At 38.5% G+C, this 19,391-nt stretch carries 20 protein-coding genes; 13 read left to right on the forward strand and 7 right to left on the reverse strand.

All coding sequences use genetic code 11. The annotated features are described in order from the left end of the window. Positions 1 to 396: 396 nt before the first annotated feature. Positions 397 to 1,710, reverse strand: coding sequence for a M20/M25/M40 family metallo-hydrolase (locus J5X91_RS16590; protein WP_208835250.1), 1,314 nt, complete (start codon positions 1,708 to 1,710; stop codon positions 397 to 399). A 451-nt stretch (positions 1,711 to 2,161) separates the two neighbouring features. On the opposite strand from J5X91_RS16590, the gene J5X91_RS16595 reads away from it, so the two are divergent. Together J5X91_RS16595 and J5X91_RS16600 are read left to right on the forward strand one after the other, a co-directional pair. Beyond that, on the forward strand, positions 2,162 to 2,419 hold the full coding sequence (locus J5X91_RS16595; RefSeq protein ID WP_011329809.1) for a type II toxin-antitoxin system Phd/YefM family antitoxin: 258 nt from the start codon (positions 2,162 to 2,164) through the stop codon (positions 2,417 to 2,419). Continuing rightward, positions 2,407 to 2,706, forward strand: a complete 300-nt coding sequence (locus tag J5X91_RS16600; RefSeq protein ID WP_011329810.1) for a type II toxin-antitoxin system RelE/ParE family toxin — start codon at positions 2,407 to 2,409, stop codon at positions 2,704 to 2,706. The genes J5X91_RS16595 and J5X91_RS16600 overlap by 13 nt, the downstream gene beginning before the upstream one ends. 233 nt (positions 2,707 to 2,939) lie before the next feature. Here the strand turns inward: J5X91_RS16600 and J5X91_RS16605 are convergent, their stop codons facing one another. Both J5X91_RS16605 and J5X91_RS16610 read right to left on the reverse strand, forming a co-directional pair. Beyond that, positions 2,940 to 3,620, reverse strand: a complete 681-nt coding sequence (locus J5X91_RS16605; protein ID WP_208835251.1) for an SDR family oxidoreductase — start codon at positions 3,618 to 3,620, stop codon at positions 2,940 to 2,942. 55 nt (positions 3,621 to 3,675) lie between these two features. Beyond that, on the reverse strand, positions 3,676 to 4,674 hold the full coding sequence (locus J5X91_RS16610) for a DUF4382 domain-containing protein (RefSeq protein ID WP_208835252.1): 999 nt from the start codon (positions 4,672 to 4,674) through the stop codon (positions 3,676 to 3,678). Positions 4,675 to 4,900: 226 nt separating this feature from the next. Between J5X91_RS16610 and J5X91_RS16615 the strand changes: the two genes are divergently transcribed. Beyond that, the gene (locus J5X91_RS16615; protein WP_011329813.1) at positions 4,901 to 5,767 is read left to right on the forward strand and encodes a mechanosensitive ion channel family protein; all 867 of its coding nucleotides are present in this window, start codon (positions 4,901 to 4,903) and stop codon (positions 5,765 to 5,767) included. Between the two features lie 289 nt (positions 5,768 to 6,056). Here the strand turns inward: J5X91_RS16615 and astB are convergent, their stop codons facing one another. Both astB and J5X91_RS16625 read right to left on the reverse strand, forming a co-directional pair. Beyond that, a complete protein-coding gene (gene astB, locus J5X91_RS16620) occupies positions 6,057 to 7,403 on the reverse strand; it encodes an N-succinylarginine dihydrolase (RefSeq protein WP_089369126.1) in 1,347 nt (448 codons plus the stop codon). 402 nt (positions 7,404 to 7,805) lie between these two features. Further along, a complete protein-coding gene (locus J5X91_RS16625; protein ID WP_011329815.1) occupies positions 7,806 to 8,240 on the reverse strand; it encodes a MarR family transcriptional regulator in 435 nt (144 codons plus the stop codon). 132 nt (positions 8,241 to 8,372) lie between these two features. On the opposite strand from J5X91_RS16625, the gene J5X91_RS16630 reads away from it, so the two are divergent. The 5 genes from J5X91_RS16630 to J5X91_RS16650 all read left to right on the forward strand — a co-directional run bounded on the left by J5X91_RS16630 (position 8,373) and on the right by J5X91_RS16650 (position 14,001). Beyond that, on the forward strand, positions 8,373 to 8,801 hold the full coding sequence (locus J5X91_RS16630) for an organic hydroperoxide resistance protein (RefSeq protein WP_011329816.1): 429 nt from the start codon (positions 8,373 to 8,375) through the stop codon (positions 8,799 to 8,801). A gap of 157 nt (positions 8,802 to 8,958) precedes the next feature. Then, positions 8,959 to 9,303, forward strand: a complete 345-nt coding sequence (locus J5X91_RS16635; RefSeq protein ID WP_011329817.1) for a metalloregulator ArsR/SmtB family transcription factor — start codon at positions 8,959 to 8,961, stop codon at positions 9,301 to 9,303. A gap of 228 nt (positions 9,304 to 9,531) precedes the next feature. Beyond that, the gene (locus J5X91_RS16640) at positions 9,532 to 10,545 is read left to right on the forward strand and encodes an ArsJ-associated glyceraldehyde-3-phosphate dehydrogenase (protein ID WP_208835253.1); all 1,014 of its coding nucleotides are present in this window, start codon (positions 9,532 to 9,534) and stop codon (positions 10,543 to 10,545) included. 12 nt (positions 10,546 to 10,557) lie between these two features. After that, positions 10,558 to 11,784: an organoarsenical effux MFS transporter ArsJ gene (gene arsJ, locus J5X91_RS16645; RefSeq protein ID WP_179807733.1), complete on the forward strand. Its 1,227-nt coding sequence runs from the start codon at positions 10,558 to 10,560 to the stop codon at positions 11,782 to 11,784. 96 nt (positions 11,785 to 11,880) lie between these two features. Continuing rightward, the gene (locus J5X91_RS16650) at positions 11,881 to 14,001 is read left to right on the forward strand and encodes a methyl-accepting chemotaxis protein (RefSeq protein ID WP_208835254.1); all 2,121 of its coding nucleotides are present in this window, start codon (positions 11,881 to 11,883) and stop codon (positions 13,999 to 14,001) included. 83 nt (positions 14,002 to 14,084) lie between these two features. Here J5X91_RS16650 and J5X91_RS16655 read toward each other — a convergent pair whose 3' ends face one another. After that, complete coding sequence (locus J5X91_RS16655; protein ID WP_011329821.1) at positions 14,085 to 14,669, reverse strand: TetR/AcrR family transcriptional regulator; 585 nt, start codon at positions 14,667 to 14,669, stop codon at positions 14,085 to 14,087. 110 nt (positions 14,670 to 14,779) lie between these two features. Here J5X91_RS16655 and J5X91_RS16660 point away from each other — a divergent pair, with 110 nt between their 5' ends. Then, the gene (locus J5X91_RS16660; protein ID WP_011329822.1) at positions 14,780 to 15,322 is read left to right on the forward strand and encodes a carboxymuconolactone decarboxylase family protein; all 543 of its coding nucleotides are present in this window, start codon (positions 14,780 to 14,782) and stop codon (positions 15,320 to 15,322) included. 73 nt (positions 15,323 to 15,395) lie between these two features. Here the strand turns inward: J5X91_RS16660 and J5X91_RS16665 are convergent, their stop codons facing one another. Next, positions 15,396 to 15,923 (reverse strand): hypothetical protein, encoded by a 528-nt coding sequence (locus J5X91_RS16665; protein ID WP_208835255.1) that lies wholly within the window; start codon positions 15,921 to 15,923, stop codon positions 15,396 to 15,398. Positions 15,924 to 15,984: 61 nt separating this feature from the next. Here J5X91_RS16665 and J5X91_RS16670 point away from each other — a divergent pair, with 61 nt between their 5' ends. The 4 genes from J5X91_RS16670 to J5X91_RS16685 all read left to right on the forward strand — a co-directional run bounded on the left by J5X91_RS16670 (position 15,985) and on the right by J5X91_RS16685 (position 19,260). Then, a complete protein-coding gene (locus J5X91_RS16670) occupies positions 15,985 to 16,347 on the forward strand; it encodes a DUF1294 domain-containing protein (RefSeq protein WP_208835256.1) in 363 nt (120 codons plus the stop codon). 88 nt (positions 16,348 to 16,435) lie between these two features. Next, positions 16,436 to 16,960 (forward strand): DsrE family protein, encoded by a 525-nt coding sequence (locus tag J5X91_RS16675; RefSeq protein ID WP_086996818.1) that lies wholly within the window; start codon positions 16,436 to 16,438, stop codon positions 16,958 to 16,960. Continuing rightward, positions 16,960 to 17,583 (forward strand): SGNH/GDSL hydrolase family protein, encoded by a 624-nt coding sequence (locus tag J5X91_RS16680; RefSeq protein ID WP_208835257.1) that lies wholly within the window; start codon positions 16,960 to 16,962, stop codon positions 17,581 to 17,583. Before J5X91_RS16675 ends, J5X91_RS16680 begins: the two co-directional genes overlap by 1 nt. A gap of 81 nt (positions 17,584 to 17,664) precedes the next feature. Beyond that, a complete protein-coding gene (locus J5X91_RS16685; protein WP_244363919.1) occupies positions 17,665 to 19,260 on the forward strand; it encodes an EAL domain-containing protein in 1,596 nt (531 codons plus the stop codon). Positions 19,261 to 19,391: the final 131 nt, after the last annotated feature.

The following is a 19,391-nucleotide window of genomic DNA, read 5'->3' on the forward strand; positions in this document are numbered from 1 at the left end:
TACCTCAGGTTAATATGCTGAGTAAATTATGCATAGGTGCCATTAACATTGGTATGTGGGGCTAATTACGCGCTTACAAAGAAAACGCAAAAAAGGCAAAAGAGACAGTGATAGAAGAGTACGCGATGCTGATTACGATAGCCATGAGAAAAAGCACCGTGAAACATAAAATTAATAGTACCAGCGTTGGTGATTGTAATGGTTCAATGGTGAGTTAACTACCCAGATCACCTTATACATGCAACATTACTTATGCAAAAGGCCAATTTTATTGGCCTTTTGCATACTTATTACCAGAATTAAAGCTAGGCTAAAGAGTAGGGTTAACCTGCTCTTGGGTTAATGGAATTAAACATAATTAGTTGGCTCACTGGTAGAAAACATTAAATAATAATCTTACAGCTGTCCTAACCTGTAAATAAGCAATGCGGTTTTTTTTATGTTTTTATCAAGGCTAGTTAAATCGGCAGTTTCGTTTTTAGTGTGCGCGCCACTGCCCATTAAGCCCAAGCCATCAAGTGCCATATTAACATGGCTTGCGGCAAACGAAATATCCGCAGCGCCTGCATTGCGTGGATTGGCTGCCACTACTTTGTTGTAACCTAAATCGTGGCTCGCATCGCTGTATAATGCTAATAGCTTTTTATTGCCATCGGTTAATGCCATTGGCGGGTAGCCGTCTTCAAAAATAAGCTCTGCTTTACTGCCATTTAAACTATTACTAGCTATGAGTTGCATTGACCTTTTTGCGTTTTCTAATTGTTTTGGTGAAAGTGCGCGTAAATCGCCTGCTATATGTACGGTTTGTGCTATTACATTACTTTTACCAAACGCAGTTGCTGACGAATTAGCGCTGTCGTAGTCGGCATTTGTGCCACCCACAATAAGCCCTGGGTTAAAAGTTAAATTAGGTTGTGTGGCAAGTTGTTCTCTAAAGCTATTTAAAATACGCGATGCTTCGTAAATAGCGCCATAGCCTACATTATCACTAAATATTTGCGACGAATGCGCCGCTGCAGCACTTACGTTTAGCGTCCAGCCGGTATAACCACGGCGCGCCGCCATGGCGGTTTTAATATTGTTATCGCCATTTTCAAAGCCTAAAGCAACGTCTGCCCACATTGCCGCATCAACAATGGCTTGTTTAGATAAGCTAAGCGGACGACCGCTGCTTTCTTCATCGCCAGTGAGTATTACTTTTATGCTTACATTTTCAAGTAAGTTAAGCGCTTGCAAGCTTTTAAGTGCGGTAATTATTATCGTGTTACCGCCTTTCATATCGGCAACGCCTGGGCCACTGGCTGTATCGGCATCAAGCTGTTTGTAGGTTGTAAAATCATCGTGTTTGGCAAAGACTGTATCTAGATGGCCGATCATCAGTATTTTTATTGCATCGGGGTTTTTACTCTCAAAGGTTGCTAATACATGCCCTGCGCGGTTAAACGCACTGCCATCCAGCCATTCTACTTTAAAACCAATAGCTTTAAGCTGCTCGCTTGTCAGCGCGCCTACTTTTTTTACACCTGCAATATTAAGCGAACCGCTATTAATATTTACAGCTTGCTCTATTTCTTGCAGTGCTTGAGGAATATTTTTATCGACCTGTTTTACTATTTCACGCTCGTTTTTATCAAGCGCAGCATGACTTATAAGCGGTAAGGTACTAGCAAGTGTGAGTATTAGTGCATGGCTAAATTTTAAAAATGACATAACAGCATAATAAGTGAGAAATAAGAGTATTTAATATGAAGTAAAATTAATTAGGATTCAATAGGAGTAGATTGTGATTTTTAACTAATTTTATAAGCAATAACGAGTTACAAGTTTAAGAGTTATAGGGTGAACGCGTTATTGGTTTAAACACAGGTATTTAAATATAACCACTTAATTAATAATCAACGGGTATAACTAATCAGCTATACGTCTGATATTACTGAACTCCACCATTTTGGGGTTTTGCTACATTTAGAAAAGGTAAGGCGAAGCTAACTAACTGTTTACAGTTGTTTATTTTATAGCTTGGTTAAGTTGTTGTAATATAGGGGTATTTCGGTTTGTGAAATGACAAATATCGTAGGCTAATTTTTAGTCGTGTCGTTGTAACCTCCGGCTGCTGTGATACTATAGTGATACATTACTTAAGTTCTAGATAGGATTTTTTATGAAAGTTGAGCTAGTTACGACTCTTAAACGCCAAGCTACTAAAATATTAGCTGATCTTCATACTTCAAAAGAGCCTGTGTTAATTACAGAACATGGTAAACCATCTGCTTATCTAGTTGATGTTGATGATTATGAATTCATGCAACAACGAATAGCAATCCTTGAAGGTGTAGCGCGCGGTGAACAAGCTATTAAAAATGGCCATTTATTCTCTAATCAAGAAGCAAAAGAGAAAATGAGTAAATGGCTGAAATAATATGGACATCTCCAGCTCTCGATGATTTAAATTATGTTGCTGAATATATTGCTTTAAGTAATCTGATTGTGGCTAAAAAATTGGTTCAAAAAGTATTTGAGAAAGTATCAAGGTTAGAAAATCATCCAGAATCAGGTAAAAGGCCTGCTGAGCTAAATAACTTAAACTACCGAGAAGTTATTGTTAATCCGTGTCGTATTTTCTATAAAATTGAAAATGATAAGGTTTATATTTTACATGTAATGCGACAAGAGCGAGATTTACGCAGGTTTCTTTTACAGAATTAAATACGGTTAACAAGTAAATCCACTAGTATGAAAATTTGGCTGAATCCATCTTGATTACTAAGAAAATCGCAAATTAAAATAGAGCGACAAGTGCAGTTTAAAAAATATAACAGGGCTTTTAAACGACCAAAATTTTTCTCTTAAACAGCTCTCAGCCCATATTTAGGACAAGCAACCACCAGGTTTAATACCACTTGTATTAAACCTGACAGCCAAAATCTACCAAGCTACATTTAATTAGTCGGCATTAAATAAATTTCGCGTACGCTATTGCGCTGGTTTGCCTCAATCGCAAATAATACGGCGTCGGCTACATCTTGCGGGTCGAGTTTGTCGGGTTTAGCTTCATCAAAAAACGGGGTATTTACCATACCTGGTGCTATGGTTGTACAGCGGCCATTCCACTCACTCATTTCTTCTGCTAAGTTTTGTCCAAAGCCATAAGCAAACCATTTAGTTGCACCGTAAATAGAGCCGCCAATTGGCTTACGGCCAGCGGCAGAGCTGGTTAATATAAAGTGTCCGGTAGTTTTGCGTAAATGCGGCAGTGTTAATTTTGCGCTCCACAATAGGGCTTTAATATTTATATCGATCATGGTTGACCACTCATCCGGATCACCTTTTTCGGTGCCAGCAGTTGAAACGCCCATACCTGCGTTAGCAAAGGCTACATCTAATCGGCCAAACTTTTCAATGCCTTTAGTAACTACGTTTTCAAGTGCGGTAAAGTCGGTGGCATCTGCGGCTACGCTCAGTGCGTTATCTGATCCTAGCTCGGCAACAAGTTGGTTAAGTTGCTCTTCTCTACGGGCGGTTAATATAACTTTATGACCGTTGTTTACTAAGGTTTTTGCCGTTGCTTCACCAATGCCACTAGAAGCGCCGGTTATGAGTACTATTTTCTCTTTTGCCATGGTTTTTTCCTTATTAACAAATGAATAAAGGCGCAGCTCAATGTGCGCCATGCAGTTATTGCGCTATGTCAAAATTGACTGATAAATCGTCAGCTTGCGTTAGGCTAATTTGTTTTAGTTGATAAATATTAAAATCAGCATCTACTTGCTCTGCATCGTCTAGGTGTGCGCTACATGTATAAGCAAGTTGGTAGTCGCCTGGAGTTATGAATGCGAGTTCAAATTCGTATTCATTATCGTCCGCATCAAATACAACATTGGCAGTCGCCAACGGTGCGTTATCAGGCGTTTGGTCATCTATTTCATGCATATCTGTAGGGGTTTGTGCTTGCGCAGAATAAAGGTAAACAGCATGACCAAATGATGAATCATCAGCGGCAAGAGCAATGTTATCAGTCTCGCAATTGTTTATAAGTGTTTGGCTTACAGTGCCTTCAATATCTTGTGATTCAGAAAGGTTTTGTAAACGCACGCCGCGAGGTTTTAAAAATATTTCGTCATTATTTTGTGGATCAACTAACGATTTTTTTAAATCAAACTCTAATACAAACTCGTTGTCGGTTTGATTGAGTGTAAAGCCATCTAACTGAATTTCACCCACGCCATCGTTACCTTTTCTTTTTACGATAAGCGGTGCAATGCTGCCGTCTTCATAAACTACGTGAGATGTTAAGCTAAGGTTGTTCGTGTCGCCGTTTATCACTTGTGCGCGGATCCACGAATAATCCCCAGCGGGGACTTCTTGATCGTTAAGTAATTGAAAAATATCGTCGCCCGTATAGTCTAGTAAATTGACCATTTGCGCTAAGGTGGAATCGTTTTTAGAGCGAGTTGCAAAGCTAACTTCTTCACCTGCTTGGGCTTTAATTGTTATTGAATCAAACACCACGTTAACTTGTTTTAAACCAGTGACTGGTGCGTCGGAAATGCCTAAGCTAAAAGTGGTTTTATCACTTGCTTGCGGTGGGGTTGTTTCAGCCTCGTCATTTGATGAGCCACAGCCTGCTAAGGCAAAAATAATAGCGCTACTTAATATTGTTGATTTAAAGTTCATGCTTGTTTCCTTTTATTTGATTTGTTAAGTGTATGTATTTAACCCTTAACCTAAATTGAATTAAAAATATGAAGAGTTAGAACTTTTAACATGCTGTTTTAAATGGTTTTTAATTTTATCGATTTAATTGTTTTTTACTATATACTCGCGCCACTTCTTTTGAAGTCGTTTTTATTAAATTTAACCATAATTTTGCTGAGTTTCAGCCACATTTATCGGAACAAACATGAAAGATAAACTTTTAGCATTTTGGCAAAGCCATTCAGAAACAATCATCACTTTAGGATACAAAGTGATTCTAGCTTTGGTGATTTTAATTGCCAGTGGCGTAATTGCCCGCGCTGTTAAAAGAGCAGTTAATGGCTCTAAATCGCCGCTTAATAAATTAGATAAAACTTTGCTGCCTATTATCTCTCGCCTTTCGAGTTACTTGGTTTATATAATTGGCTCGTTATTTATTTTAGATATTTTTGGGGTCAATACCGCCAGTTTAGTGGCACTAATGGCCGCTGCAGGTTTAGCAATTGGTTTGGCGTTAAAAAGTACGTTAAGTAATATAGCTGCAGGTATTATGTTATTAATATTAAGACCTTTTAAAGTAGGTGACTTTATTGATGCCAGTGGTACATCGGGTACGGTGAGCGAAATTAACTTATTCACTACTATTTTTAAAACCACCGACGGCCTTTATATAGCCTCTCCTAACGGCAAAGTGTGGGGTGGTAATATTAAAAACTTTACCCGTAACGGCAAAAGACGCATGGATATTGTAGTGGGTATTTCGTATGCCGACTCAATAGATGATGGCTTAAATGTACTTAAACAAATAGCCAGCTCAGAAGGGCGTTTACTAGCAGAGCCAGCGCCAAAAGTAATGGTGGTATCTATAGCCGAAAGTTCGGTAAACCTACAATTACGCGCATGGACTGTAAATGGTGATTACTGGCAAACAGTGTGGGATCTTAATAAGCGCGTTAAAGAGTCAATTGAGCAAGCAGGGCTAACAATTCCATTCCCGCAGCGCACTTTGCACTTACCTGAGTCGCTAGCAACAAGCGTTACAATTAATAAAGACACTGCAAAAGTAGATTAATATTAGCAGTATCAGCACACATAAAAATAGCGAGCTAAGGCTCGCTATTTTTTGTTGTATCGTTTGTAATTATTTAACCTGAACTCTGGTTAAGAGATTTACTAACGTATTGAATCATATTTATATTTAATTTTATTTTCTCTAGCCAGAGGTTTTCAGTGAAAACAAGGCGAATTTACGCGTCAATAGCTGGCCTATTGCAAGTGAATTCAACGCAGTTAGCGCTGAAAATAGCTGCTTGAGATAAGTTTATTATCCGGAGCTCAGGTTATTTAGCTTAAGTAAGTAATTAACCTTCTAATTGAAAGTCGTACACTGAGCCTAAATTAAGTAGTTGGGTTAGCTCATCAAGTGCTTGGTAACTTTCGCTCAGCAGTGCTGGGTCGGCAAAGTCTTTAGCACCTAATTGGTCGCGGTAGTTACGTTGTGCCCAGTTACACAGTTGTGTGTATTTAGTATCGGTTAAAATAACGTCTGGGTTTACTGCAGCGAGTTCTTGCTCGTTCAAAGCAACCCGTAAACGCAAGCAAGCTGGGCCGCCGCCATTTTGCATACTTTGGCGTAAATCAAAAAAGCGTACTTGGTTTATAGGATTATCGGCCATGATCATTTCTTCAATGTAGTCGTTAACCGCGCTGTTACGTTGGCACTCTTTTGGCGCTACTAATAACATAGAGCCATCACTTAGGCTTACTAGCTGGCTGTTAAATAAATAACTACTAACTGCATCTTGAATACTTACTTTACTTGTAGGTACTTCAATAATATAAAATTGTTTATTACCAATGTAGGCTTCGCGAATATCTTGCAATGCTTGCTGCTGATTTAAAAATGCTTGCTGATGACACAGCAGAACGTTGGCATTACCTACTGCAATAACGTCGTTATGAAAAACCCCTTGGTCAATCACATCTGGGTTTTGCTGCAGTAAAATTTGGCTGGTATCTTTTAAATTATGTAAGCGGCAAATAGCTTCTGAGGCTTCGAGGGTTTGCCTTGCAGGAAATTTAACCGGTTTTGGTAAATGGCTGTTAAATGCACTGGCCCCAAATACAAACATTTCTAGGCCTTGCTCGCCATGACTGTCGCAAAAACGGGTGTGATTTGCTGCACCTTCATCACCAAAAAAGCCTTGATCGGGTAAATGGGTATGATGCGCAAAGTGGTTTTGGTTATTAAACATTGCTTTTAACAACCGCGTTGTGGTGGCAGGCTCTAACGAGCGATGAAACTTATTGTTTAAATTTGCAGCGGTAAAGTGCACTTTACCATCGGTTGTATCGGGCGATGGCGACACAGTAGCGGCGTTTGCTGTCCACATTGCTGAGGCTGAATAACATGCGCGTAATAAAATAGGATCGGCGTTAAAAGCTTTATTAATAACTTGCGCGTCGTTACCGCTAAACCCTAGGCGGCGCAGTATATTTAAGTCGGGGCGTGCATGGGGTGCAAATACACCTTGAGTTAAGCCTTTATCGTGCATGGCTTTCATTTTTTCAAGGCCTTGAAGTACCGCCTCTTGGGGATTTGAAAAGCTAGCGGCGTTATTTAACGAAGCAACGTTACCATACGATAACCCCGCATAATTGTGAGTAGGGCCAACTAAACCATCAAAATTAACTTCTAAGGCAGGCATACACATTCCAAATAAATTGTTTAATAGAACTAACAATACAATGCATTGGGTTTACTTGCAAAGCGACACCAACAAGAAAAGCTTAACGGCTGAGAATACGCTCTTTATCAGCGGTAGTACGCGGATTATTTGGCTCGTTTACTTGCCAAAAACTAACATCTAAACGCCATAGTAAATAAAGTGTGTGATATAAATTAAACATAGCTTTTCCTTTGATTTTTTTTAAACACATAAAGTAATAGGAAGAAGTATGCCAACGTTTAATTGAATATTTTATGAATACGAATCAATGAATTAGTATTTTTACATAAAAGAGTTGTTAGCTTTTTGCACTTATATGGTGGGTTTTTTGGGCTGTATGCACTTATTTGATACACGCGCTATTTTAAATAGTTTATGTCATTAATTAGATAAATCGTTAACGACTAAGTCGAGTAACTGCATTAGTTGTTTTGCTTGCTCTGTATTTACGTTATTAAATTTACACAGCACTTTGCTAGGTATATCAGCCGCTTTTAGCTTTAGTGATTGCCCCTGTTGAGTGAGTTGTACTAAACGCTTGCGCTTGTCGTGCTCGTCTTTTACTACGGCAAGTAATGATTTATCGGTCATTTTTTTTAGTATTTGGGTCATTGCACCGCCATCAATTGCGGTGTTATTTATAAGCTCGGCAATGGTTATTTGGTCTTGCTCCCACAGTGCCATCATTACTACATACTGCGGATAAGTTAAATTAAGCTCAGCTAAAGGCTCCCTATAAGCGCGAGCAATACTATTAGATGCCATATATAAACGATGACATAACTGATTTTTTAATTTTAACTGCTCAAATGACATGCTTTAACCTCTTTACTGAATAAAGTGCATTTTAATTTGCATGCAAAGCATTTGCAATCTATATTTAGTTGTTCTATTATTTTGCATGCAAACTAAATGAGTTAATTAATTTTTTAAATTTTGGAGTTCATTATGAATGTATTACAAAACGTTGCCTATACAGCAAAAGCAACTGCAACCGGTGGCCGTGAAGGCACTGCTAAATCTGATGATGGTCGTTTAAATGTAGATTTATCAACTCCTAAAGGCTTAGGCGGCGATGATGGTAAAGGAACTAACCCTGAACAGCTATTTGCAGCAGGTTACGCGGCATGCTTTATTGGTGCGCTTAAATTTGTAGCGGGCAGCGAGAAAATTACTCTGCCAAGTGACACGCACATTAACTCAGAAGTGTCGATTGGCGCTATTGACGGTGGTTTTGGTATTGCAGTTAAGCTAGCGGTGTCGCTGGGTGATATGGATAAAGCGCAAGCACAGGAGCTTGTAGATAAAGCGCACTTAGTATGCCCATATTCAAACGCAACACGCGGCAATATTGAAGTTGAGCTGTCGGTTATTTAATAACGGCACTCGCTAATATTTAAAAAGCACACAATAACCTTGTGTGCTTTTTTGTTTTTGAGGTCATAAAAAACAAATATACGGAAAATCGTATATTCACTATTTCATATATTCAGTTTTTGTTTTATTGTGTACATATTAACGATACGAGGACGCTATGGAACAATTCAACCCCCTGCAATTTTATAAATGCCTAGCGGACGATACACGTTTAAAGGCCATATTGCTTATTGCTGATCAGCAAGAGTTATGTGTTTGCGAATTAGTTGCGGCACTTAATTTAAGCCAACCTAAAGTGTCACGTCATTTAGCACAGCTTCGCCAATGCGGATTGCTTACAGATCGAAAACAAAACCAATGGGTGTACTACAGTATTAATAAGGCACTACCAGATTGGGCACAAACAGTAATTACGCAAACACGTGTTGCAACAGCATCATTTTATAAAAGTGATTTAGAGCGCTTAAATGCTATGGGTAATCGCCCTGAGCGCTGTTGCTAAGTAACCTGATCTGTGGGTAATAAACTTATCTCAAGCAGCTATTTTCAGCGCTAACTGCGTTGAATTCACTTGCAATAGGCCAGCTATTGACGCGTAAATTAGCCTTGTTTTCACTGAAAACCTCTGGCTAGAGAAAATAAAATTAAATATAACTATGACTCAATACGTTAGTAAATCTCTTAACCAGAGTTCAGGTTAAGTAATTAATATAACAGAAGGTATTTTATTATGACCATTAAAGTAGGTATTAACGGTTTTGGCCGTATGGGGCGTTTAACGCTGCGCGCAGCGGTTGACTGGCCAAATATAGAGTTTATAAAAGTAAATGATATAGCGGGCGATGCTAAAACCCATGCCCATTTATTGGAGTTTGACTCAGTGCATGGGCGTTTACATCATCCTGTTACTGCCACTAATAATATTATTGAGGTTGGCAAACATAATATAACTGTAAGCAACCATAAAACCATTAACGACAACGATTGGTCTGGTTGCGATGTAGTAATAGAAGCCAGCGGTAAAATGAAAACGACCCAGTTACTAAATGCGTATTTAGCCCAAGGTGTTAAACGCGTGGTGGTGACCGCACCGGTAAAAGAAGAGGGCATTTTAAATATAGTAGTAGGGGTGAACGATCATCTTTATAAGCCAAGTGAGCATAAAATAGTTACTGCGGCCTCTTGTACCACTAACTGCTTAGCGCCTATTGTGAAGGTACTGCAACAAAAAGTGGGAATAAAACACGGCTCCATAACCACTATTCATAGTATTACCAATACGCAAACCATTATTGACGCACCACATAAAGACCTACGCCGAGCACGTTCTTGTGGCACAAGTTTAATACCAACAACAACAGGCAGCGCAACAGCTATTACGCATATTTTTCCTGAGCTAACAGGTAAATTAAACGGCCATGCTGTACGTGTACCACTTACTAACGCCTCGATTACCGATTGTGTGTTTGAACTGCAGCGCAGCGTTAGTGAAGATGAAGTAAATGGCTGGTTTAAAAATGCGGCTAATAACGAGCTTAAAGGTATTTTAGGCTACGAGGAAAAACCACTGGTATCGATTGATTACGCAACCGATCCGCGCAGCAGCATAATAGATGCGCTTTCTACTATGGTAATTAACAACACTCAGCTTAAATTATACGCTTGGTACGATAACGAGTGGGGCTATGCAAATCGTACTGCAGAGCTAATGCTAAAAGTTGGTTTAAGTGATCAATCAAGTTAATAGGCTAATTTAATGTTTGCGCAACTAGCTAACTTACCAAGCTCACTAAAACAGTATTTCATCATTACCGGCAATTATTGGGCTTTTACTTTAACCGATGGCGCACTGCGAATGTTAGTGGTGCTGTATTTTCATCAGTTAGGTTATGGCGCATTAGCGATTGCTATGTTGTTTTTGTTTTACGAAATATTTGGCGTGATCACTAACTTAGTGGGGGGATGGTTAGGAGCGCAACTTGGCTTAAATAAAACCATGAATATAGGCTTAGGGCTGCAAATACTTGCGCTTGCTATGCTTTGCGTGCCAACAGATTGGTTAACGGTTGCTTATGTAATGGCAGCACAAGCGTTAAGTGGGATTGCCAAAGATCTTAATAAAATGAGCGCCAAAAGCGCGATTAAATATTTGGTGCCGCAAAACAGCAGTGGGCAAAGTCAATTATATAAATGGGTTGCCATACTTACAGGCTCTAAAAATGCATTAAAAGGAGTGGGCTTCTTTTTAGGTGGGGTACTGCTTACTTTATTTGGTTTTGTTGGTGCGTTGTTTACTTTAATCGTTTTATTGAGTGTTGCCTGGGTTATAAGTTTAGTCTTTTTAAAAGGCGATATAGGTAAGGCCAAAAACAAACCTAAATTTAAAACGTTATTCTCTAAATCTCGCGCTATTAATTTACTTAGCACAGCACGATTGTGTTTATTTGCCTCGCGAGACGTGTGGTTTGTAGTGGCTCTGCCCGTGTATTTAGCCACGCAATTTAACTGGAACCATACTTGGGTTAGTGGCTTTATGGCACTGTGGGTAATAGCGTATGGGTTAGTGCAATCGCAAGCACCGCGAATTACTGGGCAAGTTATTACCTCTGGTTTTAATACAGTTAATAAAGCATATAAATGGGTTACGCTATTGTGCGTTGTAACTGGCGTTTTAGCGCTGCTAATGCAATTTAATAGTGCGGTAAATTATACGCTTATAGTGGGCTTATTTATTTTTGGTGGGGTGTTTGCTGTTAACTCATCGCTACATAGTTATTTAATAGTGAGCTTTGCCAGCAGTGATGGTGTGTCGCTCGATGTAGGCTTTTATTACATGGCCAATGCCATGGGGCGCTTACTGGGTACTGTGCTTTCTGGTTGGGTATTTCAGCTTTATGGGTTAGTGGCGTGTTTATGGGTTAGTGTTTTTTTACTCATTATGGCTGCAATAGCCACCGCTTTTTTGGCTAAACATGAAGGCTAAACTTTTGTATGAGATTGCTGTTTTTACACTAAATTAATAGCTTCATTTTATAGATCAACTAAACTATATACGTTAATTAATTAAAGGGTGTGATGAATGCGGGAAATAGCGTTAGCAAAAAAGTTATTGTGGCTCTCAGTGGGCAGTATATTTATAACTGTATTAGTACTGTCTAGTATTTTATGGTGGCAGTTATCATTAAGTAATAAAGATTTAGCGGCCAAGTCTGAAGAATATATAGTTGCTGAAGTAGAAGAAAAACTTAATGCAAACGCGGCTGTTTACGGTGAAAGAATAGCTGGGTTTATTAACGAAGCCTACCGAATTCCCTATACATTGGCAGCATTACTTAGCGACGCAGCCCAGCAAAATAGCTTAAACCGAGATACAGTGGTAAGTATTAACCATGCTATTATTGAAAAAAACACTCTTTTATCATCGGTTTACTCACAGTTTGAAGCCAACGCTTTTGACGGCCAAGACGCCTACTTTCAGCAAGGTTATAAACATTCTGTTGATGGTGCTGGCACACTTGAAGTATATATTACCCGCGACGAAAACGGTGTTATTGAACAGCAAAAGGTAGCTAACGCCGCAGATAAGTACATAACAACACTTAACGAGTTTGGTATTCGAGAGGCACATTGGTATTTATGTGCTAAAGACACACTTAAGCCGTGTATTATGGAACCCTACCTATACGAAATTCCCTCTGGCGATTCGGTTATGCTAACGTCTTTAACAGTACCTATTTTAAAATCAGGGCAGTTTATTGGTATTACTGGCGCTGACTTAACACTACCTACTTTTCAAACTATGACAGAGCAGCTTTCTAAGCAACTTTATAATGGCAAAGCAAAAGTAACCTTGCTGAGTGATTTGGGATTAGTGGTTGGTAGCAGCCATTATAAATCTAAATTAGGGCGTCCTTTTAAAGAAGCTGTTAACGCAGTAACGATTAATAATTTAGAAAAGCTAAAAGATCACAGTGGTATTTTTAAAGCTAACGATCAGTATTTAGTTAATTACCCAATTAATATTAAGCTTGCTAATAGGCAGTGGTCGTTAATTATAGAAGTACCAGCAGAGCTTGCACTGGCCGGGCCGCAAGCACTTTCGCAAAATATGCAGCAAACTGCGCAGTCACTAGGGGTTATTATTTTAATAACTGGTTTAGCAATTGCAGTTGTTGCTTTTATTATTATGAAGCTAGTTATTGGCAGTATTGTTGCTCCACTGCAGCAAATTCAGCAACGCGTTGATAACCTTGCCAGCTCAGAGGGCGACTTAACTCATACGCTGCATGTAGAGTCGCATGCAGAGTTAATAGCATTAGCCGATGGCTTTAATCGATTTTTAACTAAGTTTAGAGTGTTAATTGCACAGCTAAAAGATGTGTCTGATCAAACTAAGCAGCAAGGCGAAATTGCTCAGCATATTGCTATTGATACTAAACATAATGTACAGGCGCAGTTTCACGAAATTGAAAGCGTAGTTACCGCAATGAACGAAATGAGCGCAACTGCACTTGAAGTTGCTCGCGCATCAGAACAATCGGCGCAACAAGCGGGTGAAATTAATAGCTTAGTGGTAAGCAGTGAAACGAGTTTGTCATCAGCCATGAGCCAAGTTAAAACCATGTCTGAGGAAATTAAAGAAGCTAACCAAGCGGTACAAAAAGTGGCATCGCGCAGTAACGACATAACGCAAATTTTAGATGTTATTCGTACTATTTCAGAGCAAACCAATTTACTTGCGCTAAATGCTGCAATTGAAGCTGCACGAGCGGGTGATCATGGTCGAGGCTTTGCGGTTGTTGCAGACGAAGTGCGTGCACTGGCGTCAAAAACGCGCTCATCAACCGATGATATTAGCCGGTTAATTGATAGCTTGTTGCTTGAAGTAGGTAATGCCTCAACGGTTATCGAAAAAGGCGTAGTACGGGCACAAAGTGCAGTTGATGAAACTTCAGTAGCGTTTGATGCACTGCACAGCGTGGTAATTAAAGTGGACGAAATTACCAATCAAATTACGCATATTGCTACCGCAGCTGAAGAGCAAAGCTTAGTGAGCGAAGAAATAAACCGTAATTTAACGCTGATATCAGATGCGGCTTCGCAGCTATCTGATTTATCTTCACAAGCAGGCGACAGCAGTGAAGTACTTAATAAATTAGTTGCGCAACAAGACTCAGAACTTAATAAGTTAAAAACGTAATAGTTATTTAGCACTGAGACAAAATAAAAATGGCAGTAATTTAAATTACTGCCATTTTTGTTCAAATAACTAAAATGAGACGTTTATAAGCTTTTTATGATCTTAAACATTTGATCTATCATTGGCTGAGCCAGTGACTCAACACCCGGGCGATTAAAATAACCACGTAAACCAGTAAACTGCACTTCAAAAAAGCGTGCATACTCTTGCGCAGATATATTATTACTTAACTCATTTTTTGCTATTGCTTGTTCAAAAAGAACCGAAAGGTAGTTTTCAAATTTATCAATTAAATCTAAGCTTAGTTGATATAAATTGCTGTCTTTATCTGCAAATTCACAGTTGGCCTTTACCAGCATACAAATAGCACTAGGTGCACTTTCTTTTTTTGTTATTACATTTTCAACAAAAGCGCGCAGCCCACCCAAAATAGTATCTGATGTGGATAGGCATTCTTTAATCTGGCTCTCCATTTGTACTGTGTAGTCTCGTAAAGACTCAATATAAAGCCCTTCCTTAGAGCCAAAAGCAGAGTAGATACTGCCAGGTCGCATATTAATAGCTTCTTGTAAATCACGCGTCGATGTTGCATGAAAACCCTTTTCCCAAAATAGCTGACTTGCAAGGCGGACAACTGTCTCACGCTCAAACTTAATCTTATTCGCCATCTCACTTCTCAATTATTTGAACACATGCTCAATTTTAACTTGAACAACCGCTCAAAATCAAATAGTATGTGTCTCGAAGTTAACTAACTAATTATTTATTGGAGCTAAACATGACAGAATTTACTTTATATACAGCAGAAAATGCACCTGAAGAATCAAAATCTCTTATGGCCGATTCAGTAGCTGCGTTTGGTATGGTACCGAATCTACATGCAGTAATGGCAGAAGCACCTACTTTACTTAAAGGTTATCAAGTACTGCATGAGCTGTTTCAAAACACGTCATTTAATGCTGAAGAATTAACGGTTGTATGGCAATCAATTAACGTTGAACATAACTGTCATTATTGTGTGCCAGCCCACAGTGCAATTGCAGCGTCAATGAAAGTTGATCAAGGTATTGTTGATTCGCTAGTAAATAAAACACCACTTGCTGATCCTAAGCTTGAAGCACTTCGTGAAACCACACTTGCAATGGCACGTGACCGCGGTGTGATAAGTGATGAGCAGATTGAAAAGTTTTTTGCAGCGGGTTATGGCAAGCAACAACTGCTTGAAATTATTGTAGGCTTATCGCAAAAAGTAATGAGTAACTACACTAACCACCTTGCAGATACGCCAGTTGATGAACCATTTAAAAAATTCATAAAGTAGTTTATAAATTCTAAGTAGTTATGAAAAAGGCAGCCTTGGCTGCCTTTTTCAATTAAATGTTGTTATAAACGCTTTATTGAAACTTAACCTGCTGGTTACTGCGTGTATAGGTTCGGGTTGCAGGTTTAGTCCACTCGCCTTTTTTTAAGTACGAGGTTGATACAATAAATTCATCACCTTTAATTTCGCTGGTAGACTTAACTTTAGTTATGCCTTCTTTATTTCCCGTTACTTCTTCATAGGCTACAAACTGAGTAGGGCTAAGTATCTTCATTGTGCCTTTAGTGTAAAACCCCGCCGTAGTGAAATAATAAAATACTAATGAGTCTTTTTTACTATCGTAAAATATCATCGACTCGCCGCCATACTCTCCTTCATTGATTGAATGTATAGTACGAATAGCTTTACCGTTTAAAGCCCGCTGCCATTTACTAATGTCTTGCTTTGGCTTTGCGCCTTCAGGGACTGTAAAATTAGCCTGCCATGTGCCTAAATATGGCTTAAATGCGCTGAGCTCTTTAGCTAAATCAGTAGGCTGTGCATTTACAATGGTTGTAAATACAATGCAAAAGGTTAGTATCAGTGTTTTTAAATATGACATAATTACTGCCTAGTATAAGTGAATCTGGGTATGGCCTAGATACAGTATAGGTGAGAGTTACTTGATTAAAAAAGCATTATTACTTTTTTCGATTGTTTTTTTGTTTGTATTAACCGTAGGAGGGCTGTTTAGCTATTGGCCTACAATTGCCGCAAGTGTGTACGTAGTTATGAGTACAATTACCATTTTAGTTTATAAATGGGACAAACGTTTGGCCATGAGTAAAAAGCAGCCTGTGGTGAGAGTGCCAGAGCGAACTTTACACCTCTTAGCATTATTATGTGGCTGGCCGGGGGCGTTAATCGCTCAGCAATGGTTTAGGCATAAATCACAAAAGCGTATTTTTATAGCCGTACTTTGGCTCACCATCATTATTAACTGCAGTGCGTTATTTGGTGCCTACTATTATTGGCAACTAGGGTAAAACATTACTCGTAGATAGCCTAAAGTAGTTCAAAAAATGACTATTAATTAAAATATTAAAATATTAAAAATAAAAAGGAATAATATTAATGAAATCTTTTATTTTAGGTCTTGGCCTAATGTTTGTAAGCCTGCCAGTATTTGCGAATGACTTAGAGCCCGCAATAAAAGACTTTGGCTTTTTTTATAATGTACCCTCACATGCACCTATAACGCAAAACACACATTTTAAAATTGCCTTTGATGTTGGCAAAGGCGCGCAAAAAGGTGAGCAAAATAATGGTATGAATTCTTTAGCGCGGTTTATTAATATGCATATAGCACATGGTATTAAACCAGAAAATATAGAGCTGGCACTCGTAATACATGGCAGTGCAAGCGTAGATGTGCTTGATAATAATACATATAAAAACCGCTTTGAAGTCGATAACAAAAATCAAAGCTTAATTGAGCAATTACTTGCTAATAATACGGTGGTTTATGTATGTGGGCAGTCGGCCACGCACTATAAAGTAGCTCCTGAGCAGTTAATAAAAGGCGTAAAAATGTCGTTATCGGCAATGACAGCACATGCGCAGTTACAACAGCAGGGCTATACGCTAAACCCTTTTTAATGATAAAAAACATATTATGCTTTGGGGATTCCAATGCTTGGGGTTTAAATCCGCAAACAGGAAAACGATTTAGTGCTACAGTGCGCTGGCCAGCAAAGCTTGCTGTAAAGTTAGGGGCTAATTTTACAATAATAGAAGCTGGGCAGCCTAACCGTGCTTTAGTAAACAACCCACCGTTTGCAGGTGAGTTATCGGGCGTAACTTATTTACAGTCTTACTTAAATGAACTTGAAATAGATTTAATTATTATAGATTTAGGTACTAACGATCTGAAAAATCGGTTTAGTTTAAATGTGCACGATATTGCCGCTGGGTTAACAGCATTAATAGATTCAATATTGAATTTTTATGAGCAAAGCAATGCGCCAGGCTCTCCAAAAATTTTAATACTTAGTCCCGCTCATGTACGAGAAGTAGGAAGTTACGCAGGCGTATACAAAGGAGCAGAGCAAAAAGTAGTGCAATTAGCTGCAGCATTTGCAAATGTTGCTAGCATAAAACAATGCTCATTTTATGATTTGGCAAGGATTGTGAGTGTTTCAAATGAGGATGGTGTGCATTTGGACGAAAAACAGCATCAAAAAATTAGTGATGCATTAGGGGCGATTATTCGTGAGTTTTAATTTTTAAATATTTATTGTAAATATATTATCAGAAACTTGAATTTTCAGTTACTTATGTAATTATTAAAGGACTTTGCATAAATGGGGATACCTCAATTTACAATGAAACAGCATCCTAAAAAAATAATAGTAGTAGTACTGCTATCAGGTGGATTTATATTTGCATTAGGTTGCTTTATTTTATTGTACTTTGCGGGTCAAAAATTAGCAGCGCAAACACGTTCAGACTCACAATATTTACTCTCCCAAGTAGACGATGGTGTAGAGGAAAGCGTTCGTGTTTTAACTAAATTAAATAACCTAAATTTTACTACTTGTAACGAAGCGAATTTACTTGCTATGCGGCGGATGCTATTTGATGCCAAGTTTGCTATTGATATAGGCTACTTTAAAAATAATACATTAATCTGTACTACAGGTACTGGTATGCTTGAAAATCCTTTACCAGATAACCAACCAGATTATATTGTAAATAAAAACAGCCCCTCACAAATAGGCATACGCTTTGAGCCTGAACTTTACTTATTACTCTTTACTGAGCGCCCACTAAAAGTGCTAATTATTCGCCAAGGCAATTATAACCTCATACTAAAATCAGAAGTATTCGATCCTAAAATTATTGTAACGCCTAATTGGCAGGTTTTTTATAAAGAATCTGAAAACTTATTTCATTTAGCTGGGCAAACAGGGCTTCATAATAATATAAAAAGTAATGACTATTTACATTACGAAACGAATATAACGTGCAGCAATAATAATAGAAATTATTGTGTTGCTTTGTATTTACCATGGGATGTGTTTTTTACCGATAATCGCCAACTATTTATTATTTCGTTTATTTTAATTTGCTTGGTGAGTATTTCGTGTGGATTATTAGTTGATGAGCACCTAACTACGCGCCGCTCAATTGTAAGCAGGGTACGTAGGGGATTAAAGAGTGGTAATTTTTATTGGGTTTATCAGCCAATAGTTAATTTACAAAGCGGAAAAACAATTGGTTGCGAGGTACTTGCGCGCTTTAAAGATGATTACGGGGTGCTTACACCGGATCAATTTATTCCTATACTTAGACAAATTAATTTAACTTGGTCTTTTACCAAAATAATGATTAACACTGTGCTTAATGAGTTAGAAAGTGCAGAGCAGTTACCAAGTGGGTTTAAGGTATCATTAAATATTTTCCCTTGTGATGTAGAGCAAGGGAATGTGTCATCATTACCGAAAATAGCCGGGTTAATGCAATCTAAATTTGTAATTTGTTTAGAAATAACCGAAGACGAGTATTTAGATTCAACTATTGCTCATGGCTATTTTAAAGCATTAATCGAGTCGGGCTTTCGCCTGTCGCTTGATGATTTTGGCACTGGTTATTCAAATTTAAAAAACTTACATAATTTGAGTTTTCATCAACTTAAAATAGACCGTTCATTTGTACAAGACATAGCTACGGAAGGCTTAAAAGCCTCTATGATCCCTAATATTATGGAACTAGTACACAAATTTGGTTATACCTGTGTGGCAGAGGGCATAGAAACAACAGAGCAAGAAGTCATTTTAAAAGAAGCTGGGGTACATTACGGGCAAGGCTGGAAGTATGGCCGCCCTATGCCTATTTTAAAATTTAAAGAGTATATAGCTAGATCGTTGACATCCTCCCCCACCTCGCTAAGCGCCTGAACAAGTTCAGGAAAGGAGGGGGATTCCGATTAGTTTAAAACCATCGGGGCCTTATGATCACTCATAAGGCAAGTTCCTGCTTCAACAAGCTGACTAATGTCAATCTCTCCACAGGCTAGAACGCGATGACC

Origin of the sequence: Pseudoalteromonas sp. K222D (genome assembly GCF_017653575.1) — a bacterium.
GTDB classification, from domain to species: Bacteria; Pseudomonadota; Gammaproteobacteria; order Enterobacterales; family Alteromonadaceae; genus Pseudoalteromonas; species Pseudoalteromonas nigrifaciens.